The 13,784-nt window shown below is 58.2% G+C and carries 13 protein-coding genes; 1 reads left to right on the top strand and 12 read right to left on the bottom strand.

Features of this window, described 5'->3' with window-relative positions:
* The first annotated feature begins 18 nt into the window (after nucleotides 1-18).
* Nucleotides 19-813, top strand: coding sequence for a transporter (locus tag ACR0K4_RS19885; protein WP_480855430.1), 795 nt, complete (start codon nucleotides 19-21; stop codon nucleotides 811-813).
* 721 nt (nucleotides 814-1,534) lie between these two features.
* On the opposite strand, the gene ACR0K4_RS19890 is transcribed toward ACR0K4_RS19885, so the two are convergent.
* From ACR0K4_RS19890 to ACR0K4_RS19945, 12 genes are all read right to left on the bottom strand, one after another.
* Entirely contained in the window at nucleotides 1,535-2,314 is a 780-nt protein-coding gene (locus tag ACR0K4_RS19890; protein ID WP_480855431.1) for an SDR family NAD(P)-dependent oxidoreductase, read from the bottom strand.
* Nucleotides 2,315-2,333: 19 nt separating this feature from the next.
* Nucleotides 2,334-3,104, bottom strand: coding sequence for an SDR family NAD(P)-dependent oxidoreductase (locus ACR0K4_RS19895; protein WP_480520859.1), 771 nt, complete (start codon nucleotides 3,102-3,104; stop codon nucleotides 2,334-2,336).
* Between the two features lie 57 nt (nucleotides 3,105-3,161).
* Entirely contained in the window at nucleotides 3,162-3,887 is a 726-nt protein-coding gene (locus tag ACR0K4_RS19900) for an SDR family oxidoreductase (protein ID WP_480855432.1), read from the bottom strand.
* 60 nt (nucleotides 3,888-3,947) lie between these two features.
* Nucleotides 3,948-4,937 (bottom strand): sugar ABC transporter substrate-binding protein, encoded by a 990-nt coding sequence (locus ACR0K4_RS19905; RefSeq protein ID WP_480520863.1) that lies wholly within the window; start codon nucleotides 4,935-4,937, stop codon nucleotides 3,948-3,950.
* A gap of 45 nt (nucleotides 4,938-4,982) precedes the next feature.
* Nucleotides 4,983-5,975, bottom strand: coding sequence for an ABC transporter permease (locus ACR0K4_RS19910; RefSeq protein WP_480855433.1), 993 nt, complete (start codon nucleotides 5,973-5,975; stop codon nucleotides 4,983-4,985).
* The gene (locus tag ACR0K4_RS19915) at nucleotides 5,959-7,494 is read right to left on the bottom strand and encodes a sugar ABC transporter ATP-binding protein (RefSeq protein ID WP_480855434.1); all 1,536 of its coding nucleotides are present in this window, start codon (nucleotides 7,492-7,494) and stop codon (nucleotides 5,959-5,961) included. The genes ACR0K4_RS19910 and ACR0K4_RS19915 overlap by 17 nt, the downstream gene beginning before the upstream one ends.
* Nucleotides 7,491-8,456 carry an ABC transporter permease gene (locus tag ACR0K4_RS19920; RefSeq protein WP_480855435.1) on the bottom strand — a complete coding sequence of 322 codons (966 nt, stop codon included), beginning with the start codon at nucleotides 8,454-8,456 and terminating at the stop codon, nucleotides 7,491-7,493. The genes ACR0K4_RS19915 and ACR0K4_RS19920 overlap by 4 nt, the downstream gene beginning before the upstream one ends.
* Entirely contained in the window at nucleotides 8,453-9,475 is a 1,023-nt protein-coding gene (locus ACR0K4_RS19925) for a LacI family DNA-binding transcriptional regulator (RefSeq protein WP_480855436.1), read from the bottom strand. Before ACR0K4_RS19925 ends, ACR0K4_RS19920 begins: the two co-directional genes overlap by 4 nt.
* A 112-nt stretch (nucleotides 9,476-9,587) precedes the next feature.
* Nucleotides 9,588-9,899 carry a putative quinol monooxygenase gene (locus tag ACR0K4_RS19930; protein ID WP_480520873.1) on the bottom strand — a complete coding sequence of 104 codons (312 nt, stop codon included), beginning with the start codon at nucleotides 9,897-9,899 and terminating at the stop codon, nucleotides 9,588-9,590.
* 402 nt (nucleotides 9,900-10,301) lie between these two features.
* Nucleotides 10,302-11,126, bottom strand: a complete 825-nt coding sequence (locus ACR0K4_RS19935; RefSeq protein ID WP_480855437.1) for an ABC transporter permease — start codon at nucleotides 11,124-11,126, stop codon at nucleotides 10,302-10,304.
* A complete protein-coding gene (locus tag ACR0K4_RS19940) occupies nucleotides 11,127-12,068 on the bottom strand; it encodes an ABC transporter permease (RefSeq protein WP_480855438.1) in 942 nt (313 codons plus the stop codon).
* A 36-nt stretch (nucleotides 12,069-12,104) separates the two neighbouring features.
* Nucleotides 12,105-13,652 carry an ABC transporter substrate-binding protein gene (locus ACR0K4_RS19945; RefSeq protein ID WP_480520878.1) on the bottom strand — a complete coding sequence of 516 codons (1,548 nt, stop codon included), beginning with the start codon at nucleotides 13,650-13,652 and terminating at the stop codon, nucleotides 12,105-12,107.
* Nucleotides 13,653-13,784: the final 132 nt, after the last annotated feature.

A 13,784-nucleotide genomic window follows, 5' to 3' on the forward strand; every position in this document is an offset into this window, starting at 1 on the left:
CCTGTAGGAGGACCAGATTTGTTTCGCAAACTAACACTGGGATTTTCGGTTTGTCTGCTCATCTTCGGGGTGCGTGCAGCGCTGGCACAGTCTGACGAAGACCTTGCAAAGCAATTGGCGAATCCGGTAGCAGCCTTGATAAGTGTCCCGTTTCAATTGAATTACGATGAGGATCTCGGATCGGACGACAACGGGTCCCGCTGGATATTGAACATTCAGCCCGTGATCCCGTTTGACCTGACCGATGATCTGAATCTGATCTCTCGCACAATTCTGCCCGTTGTGTCCTCCGATGGCATTCCCTCTGGTGCAAGCCGTGAAACTGGTTTGGGCGATACCGTCCAGAGCTTCTTTATCTCGCCAAAGCAGCCGACCGCAGGGGGATGGATCTGGGGGGCAGGCCCTGTATTCCTGCTGCCGACATCGACAGATGATCGGCTGGGCGCAGGGGAATGGGGCACGGGTCTGACAGCGGTGGCCCTCACTCAGAACGGCCCGTGGACATATGGCGGATTGACCAACCACATCTGGGACATAGGTGGCGATACCGATATCAACCAGACTTTTCTGCAGCCATTCCTGTCCTACACGACTTCGAATGCATGGACCTTCACACTGAACAGTGAATCAACCTACGACTGGGAGGCAGAGCAATGGTCGGTTCCTTTCAACGCCGTTGCGACGAAAGTTACAAATTTTGGCGACCAGCTTGTCAGCGTGGGGGGTGGTGTCCGCTATTGGGCAGACGGGCCTGAAGCTGGTCCCGAAGGCTGGGCAGCACGGATCGTCTTGACGCTTTTATTTCCAAGATAGTTAAAAAGCGTATTTGCGAGGGTTCTATTGATCCACCTACGTAGTGATTAAGATCGGCCCGGTTCCTTTATCTGGACCGTTTGGATGTGCAATGCGCTCCTGTTTCTTTATCGTAATCAGGTTGCGGTTTGGGCCTGCTGAGCGGCGCCTCTGCGTAGCGCAAGCGAGGCAGGCCGGATGGCACGGGTGAGATTGGCGGTAACGGCAGGTGCCGGTCCGCAACGCGTAATACGTCTGCTGCCGCGAGACAGAGGAAACGGAAGAGGACAATGGACGGTATGGCATCAGGATTGTAAGACCGGATCGGGAAAACCAGCTTGCGAAACATTGCTGCGAGCACGTGGTTTTGAATTGGACCGGATCGGCTAAAACCATACGGGCCCGCGGCTTGTACAAAGGCCGCACAACAGGCCAAACACATGTCATCACCCGAACCGATGCAGATACGGTCAAGATTACCTCTTGCGTTTGGGCGTCTACACATGTCGCAAACTTTTAGGTCTGGCTCGGCGATCCTGCCGATTCCGGCGTTTGTTCTCAGCGATTTAGGCCTCCAACACCCTTTATGAGGCCCAAGGCCAGGAGATTTTCGCCATGTCATCGATATTGCCTCGGGTCGCCCCAGCAAATCCGAAGAGCTGGGGTTGGCGATTTTGAATTCGTCCCCGAGCCAGCCGGTGCGGTCATATAGCGGCCGAGCCTGTCACATCGAAGCACACCCTTACGGCATAAGCTGGCCGCCATTCACTTCGATCGTTTGCCCGATGACGTATCCGGCAAGCACATCCGAGGCGAGAAACAGATAGGCCCCGACGCAATCCGAGGCTACGCCAAGCCGACCTTGGGGGATTGTCGCCAGCATGGCATCCAATTGCGCCTGTGTTGAATATCGCTCGTGGAAAGGGGTCGTGATCACGCCGGGTGCAACCGCGTTCACGCGGATTCCGTAACCGATCCATTCCTTCGCCATTCCGCGCGTCACGTTCGACACAAAGGATTTGGACGAGCCATACAGACCTGCGCCGCCGCTCGCCCCGTTTCGCGCGGCGATGGATGTGGTGTTGATGACGAAACCACCACTTTTCCTGAGAAACGGCAGCGCGGCTTTGGACGCAATAAGGATCGAGCGGGCATTCAGATCCATAATCTCGTCATAGTCCTTGTCCGTGACCTCTTCGTAGGGGATACGGCGCACCATTCCGCCTGCGTTGTTGATAAGACCGCGCAGCCCGCCCAACCGCTCGGCCACATCCGTGACTGCGGCACCCAGCGCTTGCGGGTTGCTGGCATCGGCCCGCACCAGCTCCACCGTGCCGCCCGCCGCGCGGATTTCGGCGGCCAGAGCTTCGGCGGCGTCTTTCGAAGAATTGTAGTGCAGCCCGACCTTTGCACCTTGCTGCGCGAATGCTCGCGCCAGCTGGGCACCGATGCCGGTGGACGCGCCCGTAATCAGAATCCCCGCGCCCGTAAATTCGGGGAGTGATATCTTGGAAAGTGACATGATTTTCATCCCATATTGTTCAGATAGACCCGGCCTCGACCATGTAATTGTTGGCTGAGCACATTGCTGCATCATCGGACGCAAGAAACACCACCATGCGCGCCACATAGACCGGATCGATCAGATCGGGCAGGCACTGGCGCGTCCGGTGGCTTTCCAGCGCATCCGGCGTTGCCCATAGCGTCTTTTGCCGTTCGGTCATGATCCAGCCCGGAACCACTGTGTTGACGCGAATGCGGTGCTGACCCAGATCGCGAGCCATTGTTCGGGTCAGACCGTGTACGGCGGCTTTGGCAGTTGCGTAGGCCGGAAAACCTCCGCCAGCTTCCCACCAGGAATTTGACCCCATATTGATAATCGCGCCACCGCCTGCCTCGATCATGCCAGGGGCGACCGCCTGAATGGCGAAAAACATATGGCGCAGGTTGGTGTTCGTGCGGTCATCCCAATAGTCGGGGGTAACATCGGTCCAGTCGTGCCGGTCGTCGCGGGCAGCGTTGTTCACCAGAACCTGCGCGGGGCCGATCTTGCCGGCCAGCTTGACAAAACGGTCACGCAGGGCGTCAATGTCGCGCAGATCGCAGGTTTCATACTGGACCTCGCCGCCAATGGTCCTGACCACATCGACGCTGGCCTGTTCGTCCATATCGACAAAGCCGACCCGGCAGTCTTGTGCCGCGAACCCGGCGACGATCTCGGCGCCGATGCCCGAGGCGCCGCCGGTTACAAAGACGGTTTTGCCGGCAAGGCTGGGATAAGTTGCAAAATTCGGATTTTGGGGGCTGGCCATGGCCAAATTCTCCTTCAAAGCGCTGTTTCGGGGCGGCTTGATGGTCCGCCCGGATGCTCAGATATCCTGCGCATGCGGCAGTACGATCATCTCGCGCACCGAGACATTCGCAGGTTGCCGCAACGAAAATCCGACCAGATTGGCGATGTCCTGCGGTGTCAGCGTTTCGCCTTGGGCCACCTGTTGGGCGATGCGGTCCGGGTCAGGTGTTCCCCACAACTCGGTCGCAACCGTTCCGGGAGATACGGATTGGACGCGAATACCGTCCCCGGCCACTTGCCGCCGGAGCGAGCCCGTAAATGCGCGCAGCCCATGCTTTGTTGCTGAATAGACCGCCTCATCCCGCATGTCGGCCGACCCTGCGATCGAGCCGATCATCAGAATTTCGCCGGTTTTGCGCGCCTGCATATGCGGCAGAACCGAACCGGTCAGTACCATGATCGAACTCAGGTTGACCGTCACCATCCGTGTGATTTCTTCTGCCGACATCTCGACGAAGGGCCGGTTGTCGAATATCCCGGCATTGGCGATCAGGATGTCCAGCTGGCCAAAGGCTTCGGTAGCCCGGGTGCCAAGGGTCTGTACATCCTTCGAATCCTGCAGATCAGCAGTGGCGATCACGGCATCGGTCTGAACCTCGTCCCTGATCGCCTCGAGCCGGGTCAGGTCCCTGCCGGACAAAACCAGCCGGCATCCCAAACTGGCCAGGTGGCGTGCGATTTCGCGACCGATCCCCGAGCTTGCCCCGGTGATAAGGGCAACTTTTCCTGCCAAATGCTGCATTGAACTCTCCGATAAAATTGCGAACCGGGCGGACTTATGACCGCCCGGAAAGGTCTTAATTTAGTAGTTCCTGGCCCAGTAGTCCTGCATGTCAGCCACATTTTCAGGTGTCGCCAGCGTGCCCTTGGCAAGGCAGCCGGATTCACTACAACCGGGATCCTGATCGCGCAGAATAGCCATCATCACGCGCACAGCCTCTTTGGCATGGGCTTCGGCATCCCAGGTGACAGCAGCGTCGATATAGCCTTCTTCCATGGCACCAACCGCAGCCGTCAGCAGGTCATTCGACGCGATCCACATGTGTTTCTCGTGGCCGGTCGGGTACCATTTGTCCACGGCTTCCAAAGCGGCCTGAACCGAGGTGATCGCCCAGTCACTTGCCAGCAGCAGACAGTTCGCTTCGGGATGTGCGGGCAGAGCGTCATTCAAACCCGCAAGTACCTTGTTCGGGTCCCATTCCGACGGGATTTGCGCCACGATTTCCAGCCGGTCGCTGCCAGCCGCTGCGGCTGCGAATTCGTCTCTGCGGTTGATGGCGTTGATATCGGCAAGCGAGCCCAGAACTTCGATGCATTTGCCATGCACGTCTTTTTCTTCGAATATTCTAATCAGCTCGGCTGCCGCAACGCGCGCCTGATACCCGCTGTCGCCGCCCGCATGGGCTGTCGGTTGACGGCCCGAGGATGCGCGGTCAAAGGTGACAAAGGGCGTTCCGGCCGCCTCGGCCCGACGGATTGAACTGCCGATGGCAGCGGCATCCAAGGCGCGCGAGATGATGATGTCGACATCGCGGTTGATGAGGTCCTCGATGTTGGCGGCCTGACGCGAGCTGTCATTGTTGGCCATGTTGACCACCCACTCGAACTCGACACCTTCGGTTTCGCTGATACGGGCCGTTTCGGCCTTCATATAGTCCTCCCACGCCTGGTTCAGCGCGCTTTCGCGGGCATCCCAAGACAAACCGATGGTGTAGGACTCGGCCGCCAGCGGCGCAGCCAGACCAACAGCGGCCAGAACCCCAACCAGTGATGCTAGTTTGAAACGTTTCATTTTTTCCTCCACTTTAGTTTACAGTTGCTGTTTAATTCCTGCAGATCAGTCGTTTCGCTTCAAAGCGTCCACATACATGGCCAAAAAGATGATGACCCCTTCGACCAGGCGGAACGAATAAGGTGAGGCATCGGAATGTTGCAGCCCGCTGCGGATCATCTGAAACGCAAGGGCCCCAAGAAACACGGCGCGCAGGATATGGCCGCGCCCGCCAAACAGGCTGACGCCGCCGATGACGATGATGGCGATGGCAATGAACTCCATCCCTTCACCGATCTTTGCGGTATTGACGCCGACCTTCATCGTAAACACGACACCCCCCAGCGCACCGAGAAAGCCGGACAGAACAAACGCGGCGAACAGGCGTTTTGCGACGGGAATACCCAAGCGGCGCGCGGTTTCATCGCTGTTGCCGATTGCGGTGATCTGCCGCCCGAAATTTGTTCGCTGATGCAGCAGGTGCACCAGAACCAGAACGACGATGGCCAGCAGCGTCGTGAGGTAAATCAGAACCCCATCCGGCGCGCCGGGCACCGGCAGCGAGATGCTGGCCTGACCGACCTCGCGCGTCTGGGCCGTCAGGTTGACCAGTCCGCCATCTGTCATCAGCAGGCCAATGCCGCGGAATGAAATCATGGTGCCCAGAGTGGCCACCAGCGCATTGACCCTCAGCCCCACGACGATCAGCGCATTCACGATGCCAAGACACACACCTGCCCCAACCGCCAGCAGCACTCCGGCGGTCAGAGACAGCCCGTACTGGCTGGTGGTGATCGCAACGATGGCGGACGCGACATAAGCGGTGGACCCGACCGAGATATCCAGCTGTCCGCCGATCACGACAAAGGCCATGCCAGCGGCAATAATCAGGTTGGGCGCGATGGCGTTCAGGATCCCGGCGAAGTTCGACAGCCCGAAAAAGCTGGGGGCCATGATCGAGAAGCCACAATAGATGGCGATCAGAACCAGCACGAAGCCCTGATTGCGGACGACCCGGCTCAGGGAGGACTGCGATACGGGATCAGCCATTGACGACATGACGCGCCTCCGCTGGCTCGTGGGTGTCGGACACGGCTTCAAGCAAGGTTGCCCGATTCGTTGTTCCCGGCAATTCATGGGTGATACGGCCCTGTGATATCACAAGGTACCGGTCACAGACGCGCATCAGCTCTTCCAATTCCGAGCTGACGATCAGAACCGACGTGCCCTTCTCGGACAGCTCGTAAATCAGGTGCAGGATTTCGGTCTTCGCGTTGACGTCCAGCCCGCGCGTCGGTTCATCCAGCAGAAAAACCGCAGGGTTTTGCGCCAGCCAGCGGGCAAAGACCACCTTCTGCTGATTGCCCCCGCTCAGCGTCCCGACGCGTTGTGAAATGCCGTTCACCACAATGCTCAGCCGGTCCACCATCATGCGGGCCAGCGCATTGCGGCGGGCCCGGCTGACGATGCCCGTTGACGTGCTGATGGAAGGAAGGTTCGGTAAAGCCACGTTGTCCGCCACATCGCGGGGCAGCAACAGGCCTTCGCCCCGGCGGTCCTCGGTCACAAAGCCGACGCGGCGGCGCAGGCCGGTGGGCGATATGTCATCGACGCTGCCATCCTCATTGTGCCACTGCATGTCTGCCATGTCCCAACTGTCCAGCCCGGTCATGCCGCGTAGCACTTCGGTCCGGCCCGACCCGAGCAGGCCCCAAAGCCCCAGAATCTCACCGGCTTTCAACTCAAAGCGGATGTCATTCAGGACATGACCCCGTCCGAGCGCCCGAACGGTCAGCCGGGGGGCGGAAAACGCCCGGTCAAACGGGGTGATGCGATCCTCGTTGCCCACTTCGCCCATCATCTGCAGGACGATTTCGGCCTGATTGGTGTCAGCGATGGCAGATTCGTAAACCGTACGCCCGTTTCGCAACACGCAGACCCGGTCGCAGACACGAAAAATCTCTTCCATGAAATGCGTGATGTAGATCACGGCGACCCCGTCTTTGCGGATCGTCTGAACCACATCGAACAGCCGTTCCCGCTCGCTGCGCGACAGCGAGGACGTGGGTTCGTCAAAGATCAACACACGGGGGTTTCGATGCAAGGCGCGGGCGATCTCGACCAATTGCCGGTCGCCGGTGCTGAGCCGGGACATCGGCGTGCGCGGATCACCGGTAAAGCCCAGAGGTGCCAGCAGTTTTGCCGCCTGCGCCTCGGCCGCCGCGAAATCCACCAGACCGAAGGTCTTCAAAGGCATCCCGTCGGCAAAGATGTTCTCGGCCACGCTCATCGTGGGCAGCGAGTTCAACTCTTGCGAGACAAAGGCAATGCCGTGCTGGATTGAGGCCGCAGGCGACGCGAATTGAACCTGCCGGCCGTCCAGCAGGATTTGCCCATCTGTGGGTGCGAATACCCCACCAAGGATGTTCATCAGCGTTGATTTTCCCGCGCCGTTTGCCCCCATCAAGGCGACGCATTCCCCCTGATTGACGTGAAAATCCACATGATCCAGCGCGATGACGCCGGGAAAACGCTTGCCGATGCCGTGCACTGCAAGTGTGGGTGTTGTCCCGGTCATGCCCTGGCCCTCGCCGCCATCTGATCGAATGCGATGAAGGCTACGATGATGCCTCCGCGCGCAATTTGGTTCACAAACAGCGACACCTCCAAGGCGTTCAGAACATTGTTCAGAAGCGTCATGAAAAACGCGCCGAAGACGGCCCCCAGGACACGGCCCTGCCCGCCATAGATACTGATGCCGCCGACGATACAGGCGCTGATGACATCCAGCACCAAGATCGGGCTGGCCAGATTTGCCGAGGCCGAGGCCAGCCGCCCTGTCATCATGATCGCCGCGATGCCCGCCAGGACACCCGCCATCACGTAGCTGAGCATCAGGACACGGCCTACATTGATCCCCGCCACCCGCGCCGCATCGGTATTGATGCCAACCGCATAGAGACGACTGCCAAAGATCGTGCGCCCGATCACAAAGGCGGCGACCAGCGATACGACGATTGCGATATGCACATTCAGCGGCAACCCCGCATACCGGGTAAAGAACGGGTCAACGAATGCATCCGGAATTTGCGAAATGCTCAGCGAATTGGTCAGCCAGACCGCAACGCCGTTTGTGACGGTCATCATCGCCAAAGTGACCACGAACGGGATCATACCCAGCACGCCGACAGCCAGACCGTTGAAGGCACCAATTCCTATACCGCTGAGGATCATGATCGCCATGCCACCGATCGGATCACCGGTCGCGCGCATATACATCGCCCCGAGCACCGCGCTGAGCGCCGCGTTGAAAGGCAGGGAAAGGTCAATCCCGCCGCCGATCAGTACCACGGCCATGCCTGCCGCAAGGCAAGACAGGATAGCGGTTTGGCTCAGGATGTTCAGAAGGTTGTTTTTGGATAAGAAGTTCGGAGACAGAAACGTCAACGCGACAAAAACGGCCAGAACCAGCCCGGCGACAATCAGTTGCCGCGTGCTGGGGCGTAGGCTCTCGGGCAGGTGTTGTGTCAGAGCGGTCATTTCCGTGCGTCCGCCTCGATGGCAGGCGTAGATCCTCGTACAATCAGTTTCGGCGGCAAGAGCGCGTTTTCGCCTGCATCCTCTCCGTCGATCATTGACATGAGCTTTTGCCAGGCCTGACCTGCAATCTGTGCCGCAGGCTGACTGACGACCGAAATACTGGGCTGCATCATCGTCAGAGCCTCGAAGTCATCCATCGCCAAAAAGCGAAGATCATCCGGTATTGTCCAACCCTTTGTTTGCAGCGTTGGCAGCACACTTTTAGAAGCAAGGTTCGAGGCCGCAAAAATCGCTTGCGGCGGTTGCGCCAGCGTGTTCAACGCGGCCAGCGCCTGCTCTTTTCCTTCGGACACATCCAGCGAGAGATTGAACGTTCTGACCGTCACAGTCGCGGACTGATCGGCTAGAGCAGCATGGAAACCTTCCTCGCGCTGGTTCAGGATCCAGAAATCAGGACGCGCATGTCCGAAATAGACAATATCCTGCGCGCCGATGTCCAAGAGATGCCGACCGGCAAGATAACCGGCGCCATAGTGATCAACCGAAACGGACGGGAACGGGTTTTTCTGTGAAATCCGGTCCGCAACGACGATGGGAATGCCATAACGCTCAAGCTCGGTCAGGGCAGGCTGATAGTCGAAGGCCGGTACGATAATCAACCCGTCCACACGCCGCGAAATGATCGCCTGCAGATGCCGCCGTGCGCGCGCTTCGTCTTCGCCGGTGGTCATGAACATGACGCTTTTCTCGCTGTCCAATGCAAGGTTTTCGATTTCCTGCAGCACTTCGGAAAAGAACGCGTTTTCGATGTTGGGCACCACAAAGGCAATAACGCCGGTTCGGCTGCTGCGCAGGCTGGCGGCCAGCGTATTGCGGTTATAGCCAAGTTCGGCTGCAGCGGCTTCGACCCGTTCAACAAGCGTCTGTGAAACCACCGGGCGCCGGTTCAACACGTTCGAGGCTGTGCCAACCGAAACAGAGGCATGGCGCGCAATATCGACAATCGTCGGATTCTTCATCAGTCCCTTCCCTAAGAGAATCGCATTTTAAAACGTTTCAATATTAATTGAAAGGTTTCAATACGAGTTTCTGCGATCCTTCCAGACACAATCAAAGCGCCGGATTAGCAGATCATCTGGCGGAGTCGGCGGTTGAGATCATCGACATGAGGTGCAGTTTGCGAAGCTCGAATACGGTGTCTCTGGCATCGGACAGCGCCTCAAGATGCGGCGAAGCGTTGTGCTTTTCCCACTCCGCGCGGTTTGCCCAGTTTTCATAATACATAAACTCGGCCGGATCCTCGTTGTCCTGATGCAGCCAATATTCAATACACCCCGGTTCCTGACGGGTCGGTTCTAACAGACCCATCAGGATGGATCTGGTTTCTTCAATCTGACCGTCAATGGCCCGGATATGCGCGACGACCGTTAGCTGTTCCGACATGTTTTTCTCCTGCTCAAAATCACAATCTCCAAACATATAGGAAACTCGGCGACGGGCCTTCAGTCCTTGAGACTGCCTAAAACAATCTCGATCCGGCTTTCGCGTTTATATGTGCGCTTGTTGAATTTGACCGGCGTATTGCGTTGCTTATAGCAGGGTTTGCAGGCGCATATCCCTTTGTCTTTTATCACTTCCCAGAATCATTTGCCGTCATTGGGACGAAAGGTAAGTTTACCAGATCAGGTTTGTGTACCGGACACGCGTCAAATCTTGTGCAGCGGAAACCGAAAAACCGTTTAAGCAACTACCGTCAAATAAAAAAGCACGGAGCATTATCGATCGTGGGCAGACCTAAGTCACAATATCGAGCAGTTAAACGTCGATGATTGACCTCCCATTCTCCTATGTCTCGGAAACCGTCGTAGGATCCAGAACGTCGCGCAGCACGTCCCCCAGCATGTTCAACCCCAGAACGGTCAATGCGATGGCCAACCCGGGCACCAAAGCGGTCCAGGGGGCCAGATCCAGATAATCGCGCGAGGCCTGGATCATCAGCCCCCATGACGGCGTTGGCGGTTGGGTGCCAAGACCCAGAAAAGACAGACCGGCCTCGGCCAGGATCGCAAAGGCGATTGAGATCGTGGCCTGCACGATCACCGGCGGCAGGATGTTGGGCAGGACATGCAAGCGGATGATCCGCCAGTTGGTCGCCCCCTGACTGCGCGCTGCTTCGATGAACGGCAGGCCCGAGACGCGCAGCACCTCTCCGCGCACGATCCGCGCCAGATAGGGGGTAAACGCGATCCCGATGGCCAGAATGGTGTTCTGCAGGTTCGGGCCCAGAACAGCGGCGATGGTCAGGGCCAGCAGAAGGGCAGGAAAACTCAGGAACGTATCGACAATCCGCATCAGGATATTGTCGGTCCAGCCACCATAATAGCCCGAGATAATGCCCAAAGGCAGACCGACCAGAATCGACAACCCGACCGACGTCACGGCGATCAGCAGCGAGGTAGAGGCCCCGAGAAGCACGCGCCACAACAGCTCTCGCCCCAACTGATCGGTGCCCAGCAGGTGCTCGGGTGACGGGGGTTTCAATCGTGCGCGCACATTGATGCCGGTGGTCAATTCCTCGGGGATAAAGACCGGCGACAGGATCGCCATCAGAACGAAAATCCCGACAAGGGTCAGGCCAATCATGCCTTTCAGGGTCAATAGCGCGCGCATTCAGCTCAGCTCCACCCTTGGATCGAGGACCTTGTAGAGGATATCGACCACAAGATTGGTCAGCATCACGACGGCGGCAATGACAAAGACGCTGGACTGGATCAGCGGGATGTCCCGATTGACCAGCGCCTGATAGGTCAGCCAGCCCATGCCGGTGAAATTGAACAGTGTCTCGATCACGATGATAGACCCGAACAGATAACCCAATTGCAGGCCCGCGACCGTCAGCACCGGTGCAATTGAATTGCGCAAGGCATGGCGAAAGATCACCGAACCCTCGGCCAGTCCCTTGGCGCGGCAGACGCGGATGAAATCCTGACTAAGCACCTCAAGCATCGTCGAGCGTGTCATGCGGGTCAGTTGCGCCATCAGCGACAGGCCGAGCGCGATTGATGGCAAAAGCGCGTGTTGAACGGCCAGCCAGAAATCCTCGGCCGGGGAGGCATAGCCCGATGAGGGCAACCAGCCCAGCCATTTGGCAAAGACTAGGATCAGCACGATGCCCCAGAAGAAGTCGGGCAGCGATATGCCCGCCAGCGCAAGGCCGGACCCGGTCGCGTCCTGCCAGCGGTCGCGGTTGATAGCGCTCCAGACGCCCAGAGGGATCGCGCAGATGATGGCGATAGACAAAGACATCACAACGATCAGCGAACTGGCGACGATCTTTTGTCCGATCAGGGGGCCTATTGGCTCTTTATAGCGCAACGATACGCCCCAATCCCCCTGCAAGATGCCCCCGATCCAGCGCCCATATTGCACGATCAAGGGATCATTCAGCCCCAGCGACTCCCGAAGCCCGGCAAGGGCTTCGGGGTTGGACTGGGTGCCCATAATCATGGTGGCAACATCCCCGGGAAGGATGTTGGTGATGACAAACGTGGCGATCGAGATCAGGAACAGCGTCAGGATCAAAAGCGCCACGCGTCGGACGAGATAGTTCATCTACGGATTGCCGTCACTGGTTTGGGTCTGGCCGGATCACCCTTCCAGCCAGATATTCTTGAACTGCAGGTTCGATCCGTTGGGGTGCACCAACTTGTCCAGCCCACCGACACCCTGACGCGCACCAACCGTGCCGTTGCGGAACCACAGTACAACGTCATGGGTTTCGTCCTGCACGCGTTGCTGGATGTCCTTGTAAATCTGCGCCCGCTCATTCGGATCGACGACGCGGCGCGCGGCGGCTGTCATCTCATCCAGTTTGGGGTCGCTGATCTGGCGATAGTTGAACGCGCCTTCGGAATTCCACAGCGAGTAATAAAGGAAATCAGGCTCCCACAGGGTGAAGAAGTTCATCATCGTCACCTCGTAATCCCGATCCACCCAGCACTGGCTGAGCCAGTCGGACCAGCTGAGCTGTTCAATCGTCGCATTCGCGCCACCCATGCGGAACCATTCCACAAGGATCTGCGTGGCCTCAACGTGCCACGGATAGTTCGTGGTGACCTTGAAGACGAATTCCAGCTCGCCCGGCGCAAACCCGGCCTCGGCCAAAAGCGCCTTGGCTTTCTCAAAGTCCTGCGGGCGCGCCTTGAGGTCAGCGTTATGGGTGGGCGATGACGGGAAACTGGGCGAGCCGGTCACAACCCCCTGCCCCCACAGCGCGCCCTCGACCAGCGTTTCCTTGTCGATCATGTAGTCCAGTGCCTGCCGCACCTTCGGATTGTCGAAAGGCGGTTTGTCATGGTTCATGTTCAGGAACGCCCAGCTGAGCGGGAACCACGTCAGAATCTGCAGGTCAGAGTTGCCTTTCAACACCTCAACACGATCCAGCGGGATGTCGTTGATCAGATGGAATTCGCCTGTTTCCAGGCCGGTCAGGCGCACGGTAGGTTCGGTCACTTCCCGAGACAGGACCCCGTCCAGATAAGGGGCACCGTCCCAATAGTCGTCAAAACGCACCAGTTCGACCTCATTGCCGAACTCGCGACGGACAAACTTGAACGGGCCGCATCCGACGGGTTGCGTGCCCTGCACCTCGCCCGATCCTTCGGGCATCACCACGCCTGCGCCGTTTTCAGCCAGCCGTGACAGGAAGGGCGCGTTCACCTGTTTCATGGTCACAACAACGGTGTAGTCGTCGGGCGTCTCGATGCTTTCAACATCATTGAAGACCTCGAAATTCACCGCACCGGTGTCCGGATTGCGGCAGCGATCGAAGGAATACTTCACATCTGCAGATGTCATGTCGGACCCGTCGTGGAATTTCACGCCTTGCCGCAGATGGAAGGTGTAGATCAGCCCGTCATCCGATTGCTCGAACCGTTCGGCCAGACTGGGGATAACCTGAAAGTTTTCATCTATCGTGACGATGGCGTCATGCACGTTTTGCATCAGCCGTCCGGTTGACGCCGTGCCGGTCTGGTGCATGTCCAGATTCTGCGTCGTTTCCGAGTGGCCCCAGATCAGCGTACCACCCGATTTGGGCTCGGCCCGGGCGGTGCCCGGAAAGACAGAAATACCTGCTCCGAACGCCGATGCACCGGCCAAAACACTTGTTGTTCTTAGAAAATCCCTGCGTTTCATGGTCGACCTCCTGTCAAAGCGACCCTCCCCAAAACCAGCGGCCGCGTGTGCGTGGAACTTCGCATTTGAATGAACTTGCCCCAGCGTAAAGAGCCGATAAGATATGTCAAAGTGATTTCCCCACCCTAGGAA

The sequence above is a fragment of the Ruegeria sp. K11 genome, from assembly GCF_056531905.1.

Coding starts and splice junctions, on each gene's coding strand:
- ACR0K4_RS19890 (WP_480855431.1), bottom strand. CDS start 2,314: ATGTCACTTTCCAAGATATCACTCCCCGAATTTACGGGCGCGGGGATT.
- ACR0K4_RS19910 (WP_480855433.1), bottom strand. CDS start 5,975: ATGTCGTCAATGGCTGATCCCGTATCGCAGTCCTCCCTGAGCCGGGTC.
- ACR0K4_RS19940 (WP_480855438.1), bottom strand. CDS start 12,068: ATGAACTATCTCGTCCGACGCGTGGCGCTTTTGATCCTGACGCTGTTC.
- ACR0K4_RS19920 (WP_480855435.1), bottom strand. CDS start 8,456: ATGACCGCTCTGACACAACACCTGCCCGAGAGCCTACGCCCCAGCACG.
- ACR0K4_RS19945 (WP_480520878.1), bottom strand. CDS start 13,652: ATGAAACGCAGGGATTTTCTAAGAACAACAAGTGTTTTGGCCGGTGCA.
- ACR0K4_RS19930 (WP_480520873.1), bottom strand. CDS start 9,899: ATGTCGGAACAGCTAACGGTCGTCGCGCATATCCGGGCCATTGACGGT.
- ACR0K4_RS19905 (WP_480520863.1), bottom strand. CDS start 4,937: ATGAAACGTTTCAAACTAGCATCACTGGTTGGGGTTCTGGCCGCTGTT.
- ACR0K4_RS19925 (WP_480855436.1), bottom strand. CDS start 9,475: ATGAAGAATCCGACGATTGTCGATATTGCGCGCCATGCCTCTGTTTCG.
- ACR0K4_RS19895 (WP_480520859.1), bottom strand. CDS start 3,104: ATGGCCAGCCCCCAAAATCCGAATTTTGCAACTTATCCCAGCCTTGCC.
- ACR0K4_RS19935 (WP_480855437.1), bottom strand. CDS start 11,126: ATGCGCGCGCTATTGACCCTGAAAGGCATGATTGGCCTGACCCTTGTC.
- ACR0K4_RS19900 (WP_480855432.1), bottom strand. CDS start 3,887: ATGCAGCATTTGGCAGGAAAAGTTGCCCTTATCACCGGGGCAAGCTCG.
- ACR0K4_RS19915 (WP_480855434.1), bottom strand. CDS start 7,494: ATGACCGGGACAACACCCACACTTGCAGTGCACGGCATCGGCAAGCGT.